12 protein-coding genes are annotated in these 16,774 nt (G+C 34.5%); 10 read left to right on the top strand and 2 right to left on the bottom strand.

Annotated elements, in window-relative coordinates:
• Window positions 1–160 precede the first annotated feature (160 nt).
• From BK579_RS00770 to BK579_RS00740, 7 genes are all read left to right on the top strand, one after another.
• Entirely contained in the window at window positions 161–1,681 is a 1,521-nt protein-coding gene (locus tag BK579_RS00770; protein ID WP_078543099.1) for a class I SAM-dependent DNA methyltransferase, read from the top strand.
• A complete protein-coding gene (locus BK579_RS00765; protein WP_078543098.1) occupies window positions 1,671–2,939 on the top strand; it encodes a restriction endonuclease subunit S in 1,269 nt (422 codons plus the stop codon). Before BK579_RS00770 ends, BK579_RS00765 begins: the two co-directional genes overlap by 11 nt.
• On the top strand, window positions 2,940–6,038 hold the full coding sequence (locus tag BK579_RS00760) for a type I restriction endonuclease subunit R (RefSeq protein ID WP_078543097.1): 3,099 nt from the start codon (window positions 2,940–2,942) through the stop codon (window positions 6,036–6,038).
• A 186-nt stretch (window positions 6,039–6,224) separates the two neighbouring features.
• Window positions 6,225–7,070 carry a Hachiman antiphage defense system protein HamA gene (locus tag BK579_RS00755; RefSeq protein WP_235848305.1) on the top strand — a complete coding sequence of 282 codons (846 nt, stop codon included), beginning with the start codon at window positions 6,225–6,227 and terminating at the stop codon, window positions 7,068–7,070.
• Window positions 7,060–10,389, top strand: a complete 3,330-nt coding sequence (locus BK579_RS00750) for a DEAD/DEAH box helicase (protein WP_078543096.1) — start codon at window positions 7,060–7,062, stop codon at window positions 10,387–10,389. Before BK579_RS00755 ends, BK579_RS00750 begins: the two co-directional genes overlap by 11 nt.
• A gap of 139 nt (window positions 10,390–10,528) precedes the next feature.
• Window positions 10,529–10,846: a hypothetical protein gene (locus tag BK579_RS25970; RefSeq protein ID WP_078543095.1), complete on the top strand. Its 318-nt coding sequence runs from the start codon at window positions 10,529–10,531 to the stop codon at window positions 10,844–10,846.
• Window positions 10,847–10,863: 17 nt separating this feature from the next.
• The gene (locus tag BK579_RS00740) at window positions 10,864–11,118 is read left to right on the top strand and encodes a hypothetical protein (protein WP_078543094.1); all 255 of its coding nucleotides are present in this window, start codon (window positions 10,864–10,866) and stop codon (window positions 11,116–11,118) included.
• 96 nt (window positions 11,119–11,214) lie between these two features.
• Here the strand turns inward: BK579_RS00740 and BK579_RS00735 are convergent, their stop codons facing one another.
• Together BK579_RS00735 and BK579_RS00730 are read right to left on the bottom strand one after the other, a co-directional pair.
• On the bottom strand, window positions 11,215–12,027 hold the full coding sequence (locus BK579_RS00735; RefSeq protein ID WP_078543093.1) for an ATP-dependent DNA ligase: 813 nt from the start codon (window positions 12,025–12,027) through the stop codon (window positions 11,215–11,217).
• A 243-nt stretch (window positions 12,028–12,270) separates the two neighbouring features.
• On the bottom strand, window positions 12,271–12,849 hold the full coding sequence (locus BK579_RS00730; RefSeq protein ID WP_078543092.1) for a helix-turn-helix domain-containing protein: 579 nt from the start codon (window positions 12,847–12,849) through the stop codon (window positions 12,271–12,273).
• Window positions 12,850–12,999: 150 nt separating this feature from the next.
• Between BK579_RS00730 and BK579_RS00725 the strand changes: the two genes are divergently transcribed.
• Genes BK579_RS00725 through BK579_RS00715 form a run of 3 tightly spaced genes read left to right on the top strand, consistent with a single transcriptional unit; the run spans window position 13,000 to window position 16,768 of the window.
• Window positions 13,000–13,731: a PDDEXK family nuclease gene (locus BK579_RS00725; protein WP_078543091.1), complete on the top strand. Its 732-nt coding sequence runs from the start codon at window positions 13,000–13,002 to the stop codon at window positions 13,729–13,731.
• Window positions 13,732–13,736: 5 nt separating this feature from the next.
• Complete coding sequence (locus tag BK579_RS00720) at window positions 13,737–15,836, top strand: Mu transposase C-terminal domain-containing protein (protein WP_078543090.1); 2,100 nt, start codon at window positions 13,737–13,739, stop codon at window positions 15,834–15,836.
• A 2-nt stretch (window positions 15,837–15,838) separates the two neighbouring features.
• Complete coding sequence (locus tag BK579_RS00715) at window positions 15,839–16,768, top strand: TniB family NTP-binding protein (RefSeq protein ID WP_078543089.1); 930 nt, start codon at window positions 15,839–15,841, stop codon at window positions 16,766–16,768.
• Window positions 16,769–16,774: the final 6 nt, after the last annotated feature.

Raw genomic sequence — 16,774 nt, 5'->3', positions numbered from 1 at the left:
CCTATTAAATACCTTTATAGCGGTGTAAAATAATGACAGCAGTAGCAATTTGAGTTACTGTTTTTTAATTAGGTAAATTATTACCAATAGTTGAGTTTTACTGTACAATTATATTTATATTTGATAATGCAAGAGTAGGATTGACTAGGAGGATATACATATGGCAACAGCAAACATTGGTTTTGAAGAACAACTATGGAGTATGGCTGATAAATTACGTGGTTCAATGGATTCGGGTGAATATAAAAATGTTGTATTAGGATTATTATTTTTGAAATATGTATCAGATGCATTTGAAGAACGACATGCAGAACTTGAGGAAGATGAGCTTGCAGATGCAGAAGACCGTGATGAATATGTGATGGACAATATCTTCTGGGTTCCGAAAGAAGCCCGCTGGTCATTCATTAAAGATAACGCAAAGAAGCCAGAAATTGGTCAGATAATTGATAAAGCGATGATTGCAATCGAGAAAGAGAATTCATCATTACAAGGTGTTCTCCCGAAAGATTATGCACGTCCTGCTCTTGATAAAGTTCGCCTTGGGGAAACGATTGATTTGTTTTCTTTTAAAGTTGGTGATGAAGAAAGTCGTTCAAAAGATGTATTAGGACGAGTGTATGAATATTTCTTGAGTAAGTTCGCTAGTGCAGAGGGTAAGAACGGAGGAGAGTTCTATACTCCATCTTCGGTGGTTCGTTTGCTTGTTGAAATGTTAGAGCCATATAAGGGACGTATTTATGACCCTTGTTGTGGTTCAGGTGGGATGTTCGTGCAAAGTGAAAAGTTTGTGGAAGAACATCAAGGGAAACTAGGGGATATTGCTGTTTATGGACAAGAATCAAATCCTACAACATGGAAGCTTTGCAAGATGAATTTAGCGATTCGCGGGATTGATGGAAATATTGGAAGTCATAATGCGGATACTTTCCTAAATGATTTACATAAGGGATTAAAGGCAGATTTCATATTGGCTAACCCACCATTCAACATAAAAGATTGGGGTGGAGATAAACTGCGTGAAGATGTCCGTTGGCAGTATGGTACACCACCAACCGGTAATGCGAACTATGCATGGATTCAGCACATGGTTTCAAAGTTAGCACCAGTAGGAACAGCAGGTTTTGTTCTAGCGAATGGTTCTATGTCTAGTAATACTGCTGGTGAAGGTGAAATTCGTAAAAACTTAATTGAAGCTGATTTAGTTGAGTGTATTGTGACGTTACCAGGTCAATTGTTCTATTCAACGCAAATTCCTGTTTGTATTTGGTTTGTATCTAAAAATAAATCCAAAACAGGCAAACGTGCTCGTAATGGAGAAATTCTATTCATTGATGCAAGGAAATTAGGATTTATGGCAGACCGTACGCATAAAGAATTTGCGGATGCTGATATTGAAAAGATTACAAAAGCATTCCATACATGGCGTGGAACCTTAGATGAAGCATACGCAGATGTACAAGGCTTCTGTAAAGCTACAACATTAGAAGAAGTACGAAATAATGAATATATCTTAACTCCAGGTCGTTATGTGGGGTTAGAAGAAGAAGAAGAAGATGACGAGCCATTTGAAGAAAAAATGACACGTTTAACAACAGAAATATCTGAGCAGTTTGCGAAATCAAAAGGTCTAGAAGAACAAATCCGCCGTGCATTAGGGGGGATTGGATATGAATTATAATTTGGGTGATATTTTAGAGGATAAAGGCTATATAAGAGGTCCTTTTGGTTCAGCGTTGAAAAGAGGCGAAATGAAAGAAATAGGTATACCTGTTTATGAGCAACAAAATGCTATTTATAATAACAGGGAGTTCAGATACTTTATTGATGAAGAAAAATATGAAACTTTAAAAAGGTTTACAGTAAAGACTAATGATTTAATCATTAGTTGTTCTGGTACTGTTGGATTTGTTTCATTGATTGAAGAGGATGATGTTAAAGGAATAATTAGTCAAGCCTTATTGATTTTAAGACCTAATATAAATATAGTCTTACCTAAATTTTTAAAGTATTATTTTTCATCTAAGCAAGGACGGTCAAATTTAATAGAGCGTTCTATTGGAAGCGTTCAAGTTAATTTGGCTAAGCGAAATATTATTGAAAGTATTCAAATTAATCTTCCTTCATTAAGCGAACAAAAGAAAATTGTTTATTATTTAGATTTACTTACAGATAAATTGGATTTAAATAATCGAATAATAAAAAATTCAGAAGAAATCTCCCAAACCCTTTTCAAACGCTGGTTCATTGATTTTGAGTTTCCGAATGAAGAAGGGTTTCCATATAAATCAAGTGGTGGCAAGATGGTGGATAGTGAGTTAGGGAAGATACCTATGGGATGGAGTATTTATAATCTTAATGATTTTACTCAAAGTATTTCTGAATCAATAAACAAGAAGGAAGTAAAATTTGCGAGATTTTTAAATACATCGGATATTTCAGAAGGACAGGTAGAGAATGTTGAATTAAGTGCTACAGAGAAAATGCCCGGACAAGCTAAAAAGTTAATTCAAAACGGTGATATTTTATATAGTGAGATTCGACCTAAAAATAAAAGATATGCTTATGTGAATTTTAATGCTGACGAATATGTGGTATCGACTAAACTAATGGTTTTACGTGTGAATGAAGCCATTTATTCGAGTAAGCTATTATATCTATGGCTAACAATGCCAAGCACAGTAGGTGAGTTACAACAAATTGCAGAGGACCGTTCAGGGACATTTCCTCAAATAACATTTAGTATTTTAGCTAATTTTAAATTTGCTATTCCCCCAAAAAAAATATTGGTCGAACTTATAAAGGTTCTAGAAGGTATGCATGAACTGCAATTTGAGTTGAAAAGGGAAAATAGAAAATTAATCGAATTAAGAGATACCTTACTCCCGAAAGTCCTCTCCGGAGAGATTGAAATCCCAGACGAATGTGTGGTGAATTAGATGTTTAAGTATTTAGAGTCTGATTTAGAAGAAGCTACGTTGGAATGGATGACTGAGATGGATTATACCATCTTGGCTGGTCCCGATATTGCTCATGAAGGAGAGTATCCTGAACGTGAAAGTTACCAAGATGTGGTGTTAACAGAGCGTTTAACGGAGGCACTGCGTCGGATTAATCCTACTGTACCATATGAAGCTATTGAATTGGCTGTTCAAAAAATTGAAGCAAATGAATCACCAAGTTTGATAGTAAATAATGAAAAATTCCATCACTTGGTGACAGATGGTTTGGATATAGAACTTCAAGGCGGGGATGGATACAATCCAACTGAAAAGGTATGGTTGTTTGATTTTAAACAACCAACAAATAACGATTTTGTGGCAGTCAATCAGTTCACGATTATTGAAGGAAATCAAAATAAACGCCCTGATGTGCTCGTTTTCGTAAATGGCTTACCTTTAGTAGTGATTGAGTTAAAGAATGCTACAAATGAATCAACAGGGATTTCAGAGGGCTATAATCAGCTTCAAACCTATAAGCAAGCCATTCCTTCTTTATTCCGTTACAATGCTTTTTTAGTATCGAGTGATGGGGTAAACGCTCGTGTCGGTTCTTTAACGTCAAATGAGGAACGTTTTATGAAATGGCGGACGATTAAGGGGCTTGAACTTGCTCCTACTTCTCTATCACAATTAGAAGTGTTGTTAAAAGGAATGCTCGAACCAAGTCGTTTTATGGATATCTTACGTAACTTCATTTTGTTCCAAACAGATGGAGAGAATATATACAAAATTTTAGCTGCATATCATCAGTTCCATGCTGTGAATAAAGCGGTAGAGAAAGCGAAAGTGGCTGTGCAAGGAGACCGTAAAATCGGGGTTATATGGCATACACAAGGCTCTGGAAAGAGTTTATCGATGGTGTTCTATGCAGGGAAACTCATTCAAGCTATGAACAATCCAACGATTGTGGTGTTGACGGACCGTAATGATTTAGATGACCAACTGTTTAATACGTTCTCAATTTCAAATAGTATTTTACGTCAAACACCAAGCCAAGCAAATAGTCGTGATGAACTGCGACAATTGCTGTCGGTCGAATCTGGAGGTATTATTTTTACTACGCTACAAAAATTTTCCCCTGATGAAGATACAGGCATCATGCCATGTTTAACCGACCGTTCAAACGTAATTGTCATGGCGGATGAAGCCCACCGGTCGCAATATGGATTTGGGGCAACAGTTCGTGGAAACGATGCTGAAACGAAGTATGGATTTGCGAAATATGTTCGTGATGCTCTTCCGAATGCTTCGTTTGTAGGGTTCACTGGAACGCCTGTGGAAGCAACAGATAAAAACACACCTGCTGTTTTCGGTGAATACATTGATATATATGATATGACACAGGCTGTGGAAGATGGTTCAACCGTGAAAATCTTTTATGAGAGTCGTATTATTCCACTAGATTTACCGAGTGACCTTCGACTAGATGATGAGTATGAAGAGATTACAGAAGACCAAGAACAATCCGTTAAAGAGCGTTTGAAATCTAAATGGTCAAGACTTGAGGCATTAGCCGGAGCTGAGTCACGAGTGAAGCGATTAGCTGAGGATGTTGTGAAGCATTATGAAGAACGGCGACAGGCTATGTTCGGAAAGTCGATGGTGGTCGTGATGTCTCGTCGCATTGCGATTGATTTATATAAGGAAATTATCGCATTGCGTCCTGAGTGGCATTCCGATGACGATGATAAAGGCGTGATTAAAATTGTCATGACAGGAGCATCAAGTGACCCTGTAGAATGGCAGAAGTTCATTGGGAATAAAAAGAGACGCGAGTATTTGGCAAGACGCATGAAAGATAATGAAGACCCATTACAAATCGTCATTGTACGGGATATGTGGCTTACAGGATTTGATGTTCCAGCAATGAACACTATGTATATCGACAAGCCTATGAAAGGGCATAATTTGATGCAAGCCATTGCTCGTGTAAATCGTGTGTTCAAGGACAAGCCTGGCGGATTAATAGTTGATTATATTGGTATAGCAGAAAGCTTGAAAGAAGCGTTACATCAATACACGGAAAGTGATAAAAATACTGCTGGTGTAGATACAGCTGTTGCGGTGAATATCTTACTAGAGAAGTATGAAGTGCTTATTGAAATGTTGTATGGACATGATTATAGTGGCTATTTATCTGATAAGGCAACGCTCCGAATGAATGCCATTATCTCAACAATGGACTTTGTTCTCGGTCTGGGTGAAGAAGCAAAGAAACGTTTTTTAACCACGGTAACGGAGCTTTCAAAAGCGTTTGCCTTATGTGCCACTACACCAGAAGCACAGGAACTAAATGCAGTAATTGGATTCTTTAAGGCTGTAAAAGCAAGTCTAGTAAAGAGCATTGGTGACAATAGTAAGAAGAAAACGAACGCTCAAATGGAAGCAAGAATTAATCAGTTGATTTCGAGGTCAGTTATTTCAGAAGAAGTAGTCGATATTTATGAATCGCTAGGCTTAGAGAATCCAGATATTTCGATTTTATCAGATAAGTTCTTAGAAGATGTGAAGGCAATGCCTCATAAGAACTTAGCGGTTGAGTTACTGAATCGTTTGTTAAACGGCAAAGTGAGAAGTGTGCAGCGAACGAACTTAATACAGGCTCGTAAATTTTCTGAAATGCTTGAAGGCGCACTCAACAAATACAATAAACGAGCGATTGAAACATCCAAGGTTATTGAAGAATTGATTGCATTGGCTAAGGAAATGGATGAGGCATATAAACGAGGAGAGCAAACAGGTCTTGTTAAAGAAGAAATTGCCTTCTATGATGCACTAGCATCACATGAAACAGCAGAGCAAGTATTAGGCGATGATACACTAAAACTCATTGCGCACGAACTTTCAAAGTCGATTAAAGTGAATATGAGCATCGACTGGAATCTACGTGAATCCGCAAGAGCTAAAATGCGAGTAACAGTGAAGCGACTCTTAAAGAAATACGGTTATCCACCAGATTTACAGAAGGAAGCAGTAGAGACAGTAGTTAAGCAGGCTGAGTTGATGGCACAGATGGAGTTTGAACTAAATATCTGAGTTTATTATACCTAAAACACTTCAATTCTATCATTACTATCAACTGAGGACTAAACGGAAAATCTTTATTTTTGGTTTAGATATAACGTATTACACTATCTTATGTGCAAGCATCCTATTTTTAATCTTACTAACTAAGATGAGCAGAAGTAAGTTAGCTTCTGCTCTAATTTTGGGGGGAATGATTTGAATGATTCAATTTCAGGTCAATGTGAACTTATAGGAGGGCACCCTAATAAATCCATTTTTGCGGAGTGGTTGTCTCACGAGGATTTACCTGTTTTAAATAATAAAATACATAGGAAATTAAGCGAAACAGAGGGAATGCGTGAATTTGCAGTTGAACAAATCTCAGATTGGATAATTACCCATCATATCGCGGATTCAACAATTGCTAGATTAAAACGAAAAAGAGAAATGATAGTAAGAAAATATGGACTAAATGAGTATTTAAATCAGCAGCAAATGCTGCCTGTTGCTGAAAAAACAATGAGAGGAAATGGAGCGGAGATAGTTCTTGCGGAATATCTCCAGGAGTCAACCCAACTTCAACTATTATTATATAAATTACGTTATAACCCAAATGTGAGTCAATCTATAAAGGGGGATGACGTACTACTTTTCAATAAGGAAAATCTTGCCGATAAGGTTATTCTAGGTGAATCGAAGTTCAGAAAAACACCAAATAAAGCTGCTGTTGAGGAAATAACAGATGAATTTGGAAAAACCCTAAAACTGCCTTTATCAATACTTTTTGTTGCTAATAGACTTAGCGAATTGGGTGAAGAAGAGCTCGCAGATAAATTAGAAGAATTAAATATTGATGTTAAACAGGGGATAGTTCCAGTGGTCAATGTTGGGTTTCTTCTAAGTAATCATAATACAGCTACAAACGTTGAAAACAATTTATATTCTGAGAACCCTAGTTTTATTTTTTTATCATTAGGATTAGATAAGCCTGAAGAATTAATATCCCAAAGTTTTGCCCTAGCAAATGAGAAATTGAAAAGGGGTATTGAGAATGCAGATTGAAAAAGCAGAGGCTTTATTGGAAAGGCTAGAAAGTGATAAACTCATTCAAAACTATTTTGCCCAAAGTGATTCACGCTACATCCTTTTTAATGTTCAGGAACCGTTTGCGAATTTTCCGAATTACTCAACTGACTTAGATGAAAGACTAACTGGTATAGCTATGTCCTACTTGTCAATTGGATGTTCCTTTGCTGAAAACAAAAATATTAGTCAATCGATTTTCCCTTTAGAAAAGGGTGCCGCTATTTTAGAAAACATCTATAGTCCAATTGCTAATAGAAATGAGTTTAGTACATATTTCATTTTAACAAGTTCTCTTGCCTTTTATTCAGCTAATCAATACTCAAAGTCTTTTATAGTATTGAAGAATATCAGTTTTGATACAATAATTGCAAAATTAATATCCGAGTTCTTAAGAAGGAAGTATTCAGAATTGGATAAATCCCTTTCTGAAATATTTTTGAGCGGTGAATATAGTGATAAAACTATATCAGAGTTGGATGATGAGAAATTAGCGAATAATAGGATATACGTTCTAATCCTTTCAAAATCATTATCAAGCTTGCTAGAATTTATCTTTTCAGGAAGTGAATTATGGCTAAAAAAGGCAAAGGAATACTTAATAGACTTATTAGAACTATTGGAAGTTGATGCAGAACCATCTTTGTGGTGGGTTATACGACTATTTATGTTAATCGTTGATGGGTTTCAGGAGAATTCTTTGTGGAAGACGATTCCTCCATATATGAATGGAGAAGATAATACAGTAAGAAGTTATATAGCATCGATGGCTTTCCAAAAGAGTCCCGTAGTAGAGATTTTTCATTCCCAGAAAATTTCTTTGCCGGTGGTATTAGATGATAAAGGAGGAGTTGTAAGTCTACCTACAAGTGCGGGAAAAACAAGAATTGCGGAGATTACAATACTAGATTGTCTAGTAAAAGGGTCTGAAGATAAAATACTTTATCTGGCTCCATTTCGGTCATTAGCTTATGAGGTAGAGGATTCAATTTCAAAGGTGTTCGAACCACTAGGATTTGAAGTATCTCATCTATATGGTGGTTCACAGTTTAGTAAACTTGATGAGACATTAATAAATGAATCTAATATTATCATAGCGACTCCTGAGAAAGCAAAAGCTATATTAAGAAGTAACTCCGATGTTAAATCGAATATAAAACTCGTAATTATTGATGAAGGACATTTAATTGGACCGGAAGAGAGACAGGTTTTAAGTGAAGTATTCATAGAAGAGTTAAGAATTCATCTAAATAGAAACCGGGGGAAAATGATTCTTCTTTCAGCGGTGTTACCGAATTCATCAGAGATTGCAAGTTGGATATCTGGGAATGAAACAATGGAAGTTAATTCAGATTGGCGACCATCCTCTCAAAGATTTGGACTACTTGAATACACTGGTAGTAATGTAAATATTACTTGGAAAGGTGAAATCGAGTCATTTAATCGGAGCTTCATTAATCCGTTTATGGTTAAGAGGGCTAGGTCTGAGTATAGCTTTCCTAGAGAGAAAAAGCAGGCAGTTGCAGCAGCTTCATTAAAGCTAAGTAACTCTGGCTCCGTATTAGTTTTTGTTTGTAGAAAGAATATGGTCTTGTCCCAAGCACAGGAAATCATACGGGCAATGGGGGAAGATAAAGAAGAACATATTTGGAACAGTAACGCTGAATGGAATATTTTTAAATTAGCTTGTGATGAAGCATACGGTGAAGAATCAAAGGTTTACCAATGTGCAAAGTATGGAGTATTATGCCACCATTCCGGTTTACCTTCTGAGGTTAGATTAGCAATGGAAAAATTAATTAGAAAGGGTAATCCCAAGATAATCGTTGCTACATCTACTCTAGGGCAAGGTGTTAACATAGGGGTATCAACTGTTATCTTTTCGAATGTCTGGTATGACGGTGAAAATAAAATTAGTAATAATGACTTTTGGAATATTGCTGGACGTGCTGGGCGAAGTTTTGTAGACAGAGAAGGCAAAATCCTCTTTGTAGTTGACGCAAGTGGAGGTTCGGGTTCATGGAGTGCTAGAAGGGATAGAAGACTGGCATTTGAATATTTTGAAAGTGGAAATCAGGATAAAGCTGTTAGTGGATTACTGCATATTGTTGATTATGTGTATCGTGTTGCAATAGCAACGGATGTAAGTTTTGAAACACTACTCCAAATGATATCAGAAAATGATTATTCCAGTTTAGAAGAAAGGTACACTAGTAACTTTTTAACCATATTTGACTGGATAGACGATACATTGTTGGCGTTAAATATAGAATTCAATAGCTATGAATGTGAAAATTCTTCCGAATGGATAGATGATTACTTTAGACGTTCATTAGCTTATATTCAAGCTAAATATTTTAAAAAAAGAATAAATGAAACTGACATTATTTCATTTCTAAAGGCTAGAAATGAGGGGGTATTAAAGTTGGCAGGTGAGCCTCAGCATTGGAAGGGATTGGTGTCATCCAGTATTCCAATTCGCTCAGGGCTATTTATCAGAAGTGAGCTACCAATTGTATTAGATATTGTGGAGAAATATCAAAAATCTAATAAAGCTATCGAGGATTTATTAAACTTTTTAAAGGAAACAGAGTTATTTATATCAAGATTCCCGTCAAAGCAATTTGATAATCATGAAATAGACGATGACGTAAGGGAACTATGGATAACTGGGGAATCAATTTCTTCTCTTGATGAAAGAACTCTCAAAAACATTAACGAATACTATGGTTATACATTACCATGGGGCATACATGCAATAACAAGGATGTTGTCTGAGTTAAACGATAATGAGGGTGCTAAAGAATACGAAACATTAGCTGTATTGGTTCAATTGGGATTACCAAACTGGTATGCTGCTAAAATATACTTGGCAGGTGTCCATTCAAGAGTTGCAGCAACAGAGTTAGGAACTGCGTTAGACCCGGAGTATGAAGAATTAAGTGTTAGAAGTTTAAAGCAGTATATTATTGATTCAGTGGATAAGCTTAGAGGTATTACCGAGAATACACTCCATTGGGTTTCACTTTTAAAATCCAATGGAACTAATTTTACGAATAAAATGGTGAAAATTCCAAACTTCATCTTTAAAGAAAATATTTCAATTGGCGGTATGGTGTTAAGTGCAAAGGGCTTTGAAGGAAATACCTTTCTCTGTAGTCCTGATTATTCTTTTATAGAAAAGGTTGAAGTTAATAAGGAATTCCCGTTTGATAAGGCTGAAAATAATTTAGGGGTTTATTTTACTTGTAATAATGGAGAGTGGACAATGCAATTAAGGAATCCCAATCTAAAATAAATTCAATTAATATTTAAAGTTGAGAATTAGGTGTTATTTGGGTGACTTACAACCCAAATAATATCTAAGAAAGCCCATTATGTCACTCACAATGAGGTATAGAGGCAATTTAATGTAGGCATAGGTGAACTTACTTCCGATGGTTCAAGAACGCCACCTTAAAAATATACATTTGATGATGTGTAAAAAACGCAAAAATACAAACATACAAACATACAAACATAAAAACATTACGGACCATATGAGGACTGATATCATGGAGAAAGATTGGATTGTAGAGTGTTGGGGAGAGTTAGGACAAACAGAAATATTTTATACGGAAAAAGAAGCTAGGGAATATTTTAAGAGTTTAAGAAAAGGATTAGATATGAGTCGTTTTAACATAACTAAAGACTCTATTATTGATAAAAACAACCCTGATAATGCTGTTTATATAACCAATTTAAGAAAACTCTAAAAGAAAAAGGTGATAAGTTGAGGTATGGAACAGAATTAACCGTATTGATTATATATGGAACTGTGGTTTGGGGAGTTGTGTTTGACAAGGGAAGAAGATTAGAATGGTTGTCAGTCATATTGATGTACATAACTCCATTTGTTCTTATTTATTTCATTTCTATTTTCATTCCTCCAAACGAAGAAAGCGTGTTTTTATTTCTAACAATATTAGTTGTCTTATCAGCAATTTTCATTTTTATATTTTACCAATTAGGAAGACTAAAAAAATGATATTAATTTAAAATAGTATATACATTTTTTTCTTAAAAGTCCTCGAATTGTGTCGAGGACTTTTTTTAAAAGAAGATATACAAATGAATTTTACTATTATGAAATCCATGTATGAAATGAGGGTATTCGCAATAATCCCTTACTTGTTAAATTTCTGTATTTAACATTGCACTTAACTGGTTCTATATTAATATATTTTTCGGTTTCCCCGATAATTTTCTTCATTGAATGCAATCTTTTTCGTGATTCTAGAGGCATGAATTCCATGATTCCTAAATATCTTCCATCTTCGAAAGATAACACAGCGCCAAATTCAGCTTTTTTTAAGCCAGTAATATAAACGTCTTTATATTGATAATTAATAACTTTTAACCAGTCATGGCTACGCTTATTGGTTTGGTATTTAGAATTCTTGTTTTTCAATACTATTCCCTCAAGACCTTGTTGTTTTATCAAATCGAAATAGGCAACCCCATTTCCTTCTATATATTGAGATTTGACAACGTGTTTAGAATCTGAAATAACTTCATCCAAAATTTGTTTTCTTTCATATAAGGGGGTGAAAGTAAGGTCCTGGCTGTTGTATTTAATTATGTCAAAGACCACATATTGAATGAAATGATTCGATTTATTAGACGAGAATCTCTCCATCATTAGTTCGAACTCAGGTTTTCCTTTAACTCCGGGAACAATTAATTCTCCGTCCAAAACAGTTCCGTTTGGAATGTTTATATCGTGTAGTTCCTTGAACAAGGAGGTAACGTCATTGTTATGGCGTGTATATAAACGAACTTTGTTATCAAACTTAGATAATAACAGTCTAATACCATCAAATTTTAATTCTGTAAAATAAACGTTGCTTTCAAAGGGCTCATCGCTTTTGTGAAGCAACATTGGACTCACAAACATGTAAACCACCTCAGTATCACATGTTACAACCTTTACCTATAAATGTATGTAGTTATATAAAGGGAAATCAGGTATTTTTTATCAAGATTTCGAAATGTAATTGATTTATTGAAAAGTACAAGTGCAAAACGAAAATAAGAAATATTAATCAAAAGAAACGATATCTTAGCGAGTTAGCCCAGGGAATAATATTAAAATCAACCATTAATATCGAGGTTTTTGATTTAGTAATACATAATAAAATTATTTATTTAAAGAGCTAGCTTGTCTATTAAGTGCCTTTTTATGAATATTCATTAATATTAGTTGGAAATCATCCCAACCTAAGCCCTTTTTTCTAAATTCAATGTATTTGTTATTTATATCTAAAGAGTCCATTAAAACTGCAAATCTTTGATGCGATAAGTACGGAACCAATACGGAACTAAAGAAATCTTCAGAGGATAATAAATGTGTGTGTGAATTAAAATATAAAACATCAATTATAGTATTGTTTGATAAATCAATTACAATACTCCAACTTATAAGCTCCGAATCTTTTGCTCTATCTGAAAATCCCATAAGCATATTATAATCACTAAAGCTAATTGAAACCTCTATATGATGTTCATAAGTTACCTTATCAGGAGATTCTACTAATTTTGATATATCAATACCAAGTGCCTCAGAAATTTTCAATATAGTTTTAAAGGTTGCGTCTCTTTTTCCAGTTTCAATCTGACTTATGCTAGAAACACTTGATTTACATAAATAAGCTAATTCCTTAATTGTTAGCCCGTTTAATTTTCTATATTTTTTTACGTTTTCTCCTAAATAACTCATAGAATCACCTTTTCTTTATTTGTAATTTACATTATATATTATATACTATAGAACGTAAAAGTTCATAAAGTGAAAACTTTTATTTTCACTTTATGAATTTTTGTTGTATACTCTTTCTATCAATAAAAAATGATAGGGATGGTAAATTTCATGGATTGGGTTAATAAATTTTGGGCATTAGAGGATAAATTATACAATCTAAAACGGAAAGTTGATAATAAACAGAGTAAATATAAGCAACATATGATTGGTTCTTTTAGGAGTAATAAAATGCAGAGACCAGTGTATTATGAATCGTTGTGGGGGGAGTGCTTACTCTTTTATATCTTGGAACTTGACCCTACAACTATACGTTACTATGAGCAACCTGTTGAAATTCCTATTTATTATAAAGATGAAAAAGGAAAACTAAATAGTTGGATTCATGTTCCTGATGTTTTAATTTTTAAACAGGGTATGAAGCCAATTCTTTCACAAATTAAAGTTAATACCCCAGAGTCGCATAAAGACAAGCAAATAAAAAGGGAATGTATGAAATTTTGTGAGAGAAAAGGTTGGCTATATAAGACAGTTGTAACTAAGGAACTGCCTGAAATTCTCAAGAAAAACACGATGTTTTTGTGGAACTACAAAAAGGAGAGAGACTATTACCAGCCGTTAGTTTCAAGGTTATTAGATAAGATTGATAGTATGGGGGAAGAACGTATTATGTTTCTTGCACAATCTTTAAAGGGATATGACCAAAAACTAGTTATTCCTGTTATTTTCTATATGATTGCAAGAGGGTTTCTTGCAGTGAATTTATTTGAACAAATCAACAAAGATAGTTTTGTTAAAAGAGGTAGCATATATCAACAGTTATCTATTTCTGCAATGGAGTGAAATCAATGGGATTAATTTCATTAAGTGTTGGGGATGAATTTAGTTTTAAGGGAATAAAGCATGTAGTCGTTGCACTTGAGCCACCGCTAATAACAATAGAAAGAATTGAAGGGAACCGAGGGCTCACTGATATAAATTATTTGGAATTAATTAATGACTTAACTTTTATTCCTATTAATTCATTGATAAAAAAGGTTGAAAAGCAAAATGACATAGTTGAACAAAGGTACCGTTCCATTATAGATACATTAACAGAGGACCAGCGAAAAAAAGTAACCAAACGGTTTGAATTAATAAAACCGATACTTATATTTGAGAATGCAAGCAAAGGGGATTTGAAATCCATCGCAATTTTCCATAATGCATACGGATATTTACTAAAAGAAGAAGAGACCTTAAATCAGTTGACTAAGGAGACACTCTTTAAAAGAATTAAGGAACAGCACGGAAAATCAGAAAGGCAATTGAAGCGGTATTTGTCAGACTATAAGAATGCAGAATTATACTCACCTAAGAATGGGTTAGAAGGTCTAATCCCTAAGTCTGTTAAAGTAAAGACGATAAGAAAAGACGAATGTTTAATTGAGATATGTCACCCACATAATAAGGAATTAATACTAGACACTATTTATGTGAGAGTTGACGAAAAATATGTTCCGTTGATAAAAAATGTTATAGAAAATTACTACCTAAAAAAAATAAAGCCTACTATTCAAAAGGTAACAGAACAACTTGAAATACTTTGCTTCAAAAAGGGATTGAAACCTTTAGGTTACGATACGGTTTATCACATTATCGAGAAAAGACTAAGTGATAAGGTGAAAAATAGAATGCGTTTAGGGGAATTAGCTGATGAAAGATATAATTCAGTAACACGAGGGTTTTCCAATGAAATTGCTGTAGCTCCCTTACATATTATACAAATTGACCATACCGAACTGGACTTGGATGTAATAGATGATAAATCGGGAAGTAACTTTGGTCGCCCTTGGATAACCCTTGGTATTGACTTATATTCGAGGATGGTTTGGTGTTTGCATGTTTCCTTTGAACCGCCATCAGCTAATAAAGTTAGGAAGGCAATTCAGCATGGTATTTTTATGAAGAACAGTAAGGAAAAGTATGACACTGTTAATGAATGGGATATGTACGGCATTCCAAGTATTATATATTTTGATAATGGTTCGGAATTTAACAATGCAGCAATAAAAGAACTTATAGATGAGACCCTCGGGTCACAAGTAATGTATAGACCTCGTGGAACTCCTAGATATGGGGGAGTAATTGAGCGTTTATTTGGTACCCTTAATAAGGGGTTAATTCATGATATGGCTGGTACAAGAAAGAGTAACGTAAAAGAATTAGGGAGTTACGACGCTGAAAGTGAGGCAGTTTTCACACTTAGCGATATTGAAGAAATCCTTATTACTTATATTGCTGATGTATACCATCATCAGAATCATACAGGATTACCGTTAGAGTATCCCACCCCAACGTTAAGATATTATTATGGTATTGAAACAGGAGGATATCCTGACTTTATACCACATGAAGAAGAGCGAGAATTTGGTATAAAGTTGCTACCCACACAAAAAAGGCTGTATACAAGAGAAGGAATTCGATTTAGAAATATTATTTACAATTCTCCAACAACATCAAAATATATTGGTATGCAAAAAGGTCAATTTATCATCAAGTATGATGACGATGATATTTCCAGTATCTATGTATTAGACCCTAAAACGAGGGAATATGTCTTTTTACCAGCGCAATATCCACCAGCAGATGAATTAAAGAATCTAAACTACTATACCTATAAGAAACGTATAGAGATACTTAGGGAACACGGTGAAATCAATAAAAACCAAATACCTGGTTCAAAACACTTGTTAAAGGGCAAGATTTTACTCAAAGAAAAAATAGCGAAGAAAATGAAAACAAATAAAAAATTCAAACAAATGGCTAAGCGAACAGGTTTTGAGTTAGTTAGTAAAGAGAACCTTGAAAATCTTACTGGAAAAAATATATCCAATAATTCAAGCTTAGAGGAACTGATGAATGAGTTTAATAGAGAGGTTGCGAACAAAAAAAATGGGAGGAAGTAAATGTGAATCCTTATAAAGAATTTCAATTGAGGGTAGTGAGTATTTATGTAGAGCACCCTGACGTAACAGAGATATGGAATTTGTTAGATGGTCGTCGGATGTATAGGAGATTAAATTTTGAAGCGGGTGGGAATGATACGCCAATAAATTTGTTTATTAAAGGAAAATCAAGAGTTGGAAAGACCCAGATGATGAAGAGATATGTAACCTTAAATAAAAAGTATGAAGCTTTAGAAAAGGATGAATACGGCAGAGAAGTAAAGGTAGATGTCGTGCCTGTTGTATATGTAAAGCTACCATCTATCTTTACGCCCTCTGGATTTTACCTCAAACTTCTTGCAGGTCTTGGAGCACCAACTATAACTGGTAAAATAGATGAACTACAGGAAAGGGTCTATCATTTAATCAGGAAACAAAAGGTTGAGATGATTATATTGGATGAAATGGATTATATCTTATCGGTTAGATATATAAGTAAAAAACAGTCAATGGAATTGGTAAAAGATTTAACAAATTCAACAGATGTTGCAATTGTTTGTGTAGGCACTCCCGATACAGAGGAACTTCGCAGTTTAAATTCACAGTTATGTGGTAGGTTTGCTCCAAGAACAATTGATTATTTTCAAGAATGTGATGAAAGGTTTTATACTGTCCTAGAATTAATAGATAAGCAATTAGGAGTTGAAAAGTATTTCTGTCTATCGGACAGAAATAGCAAGTTGGGTATTATTTTACACCACCTAAGTTATGGTTTAGTTGGTTGGTTAGTTCCAATCTTAAATGAAGCCTTTCGCTTAATTGGGGTTTTTGACCCTGGATTTAACAATTTAAAGATATTGGAGAATATAGATGCAGAAATTTTAATGAAGGCTCAACAAAATATAATTGGGGATATGGATGACAAAAAAATTAAAGAACAGCTATTAAATTAATAGGAG

Source organism: Litchfieldia alkalitelluris, from assembly GCF_002019645.1.
Classification (GTDB): domain Bacteria; phylum Bacillota; class Bacilli; order Bacillales; family Bacillaceae_L; genus Litchfieldia; species Litchfieldia alkalitelluris.
The sequence above is the reverse complement of the archived record's forward strand: the minus strand, read 5'-3'. Positions and strand labels throughout refer to the sequence as shown.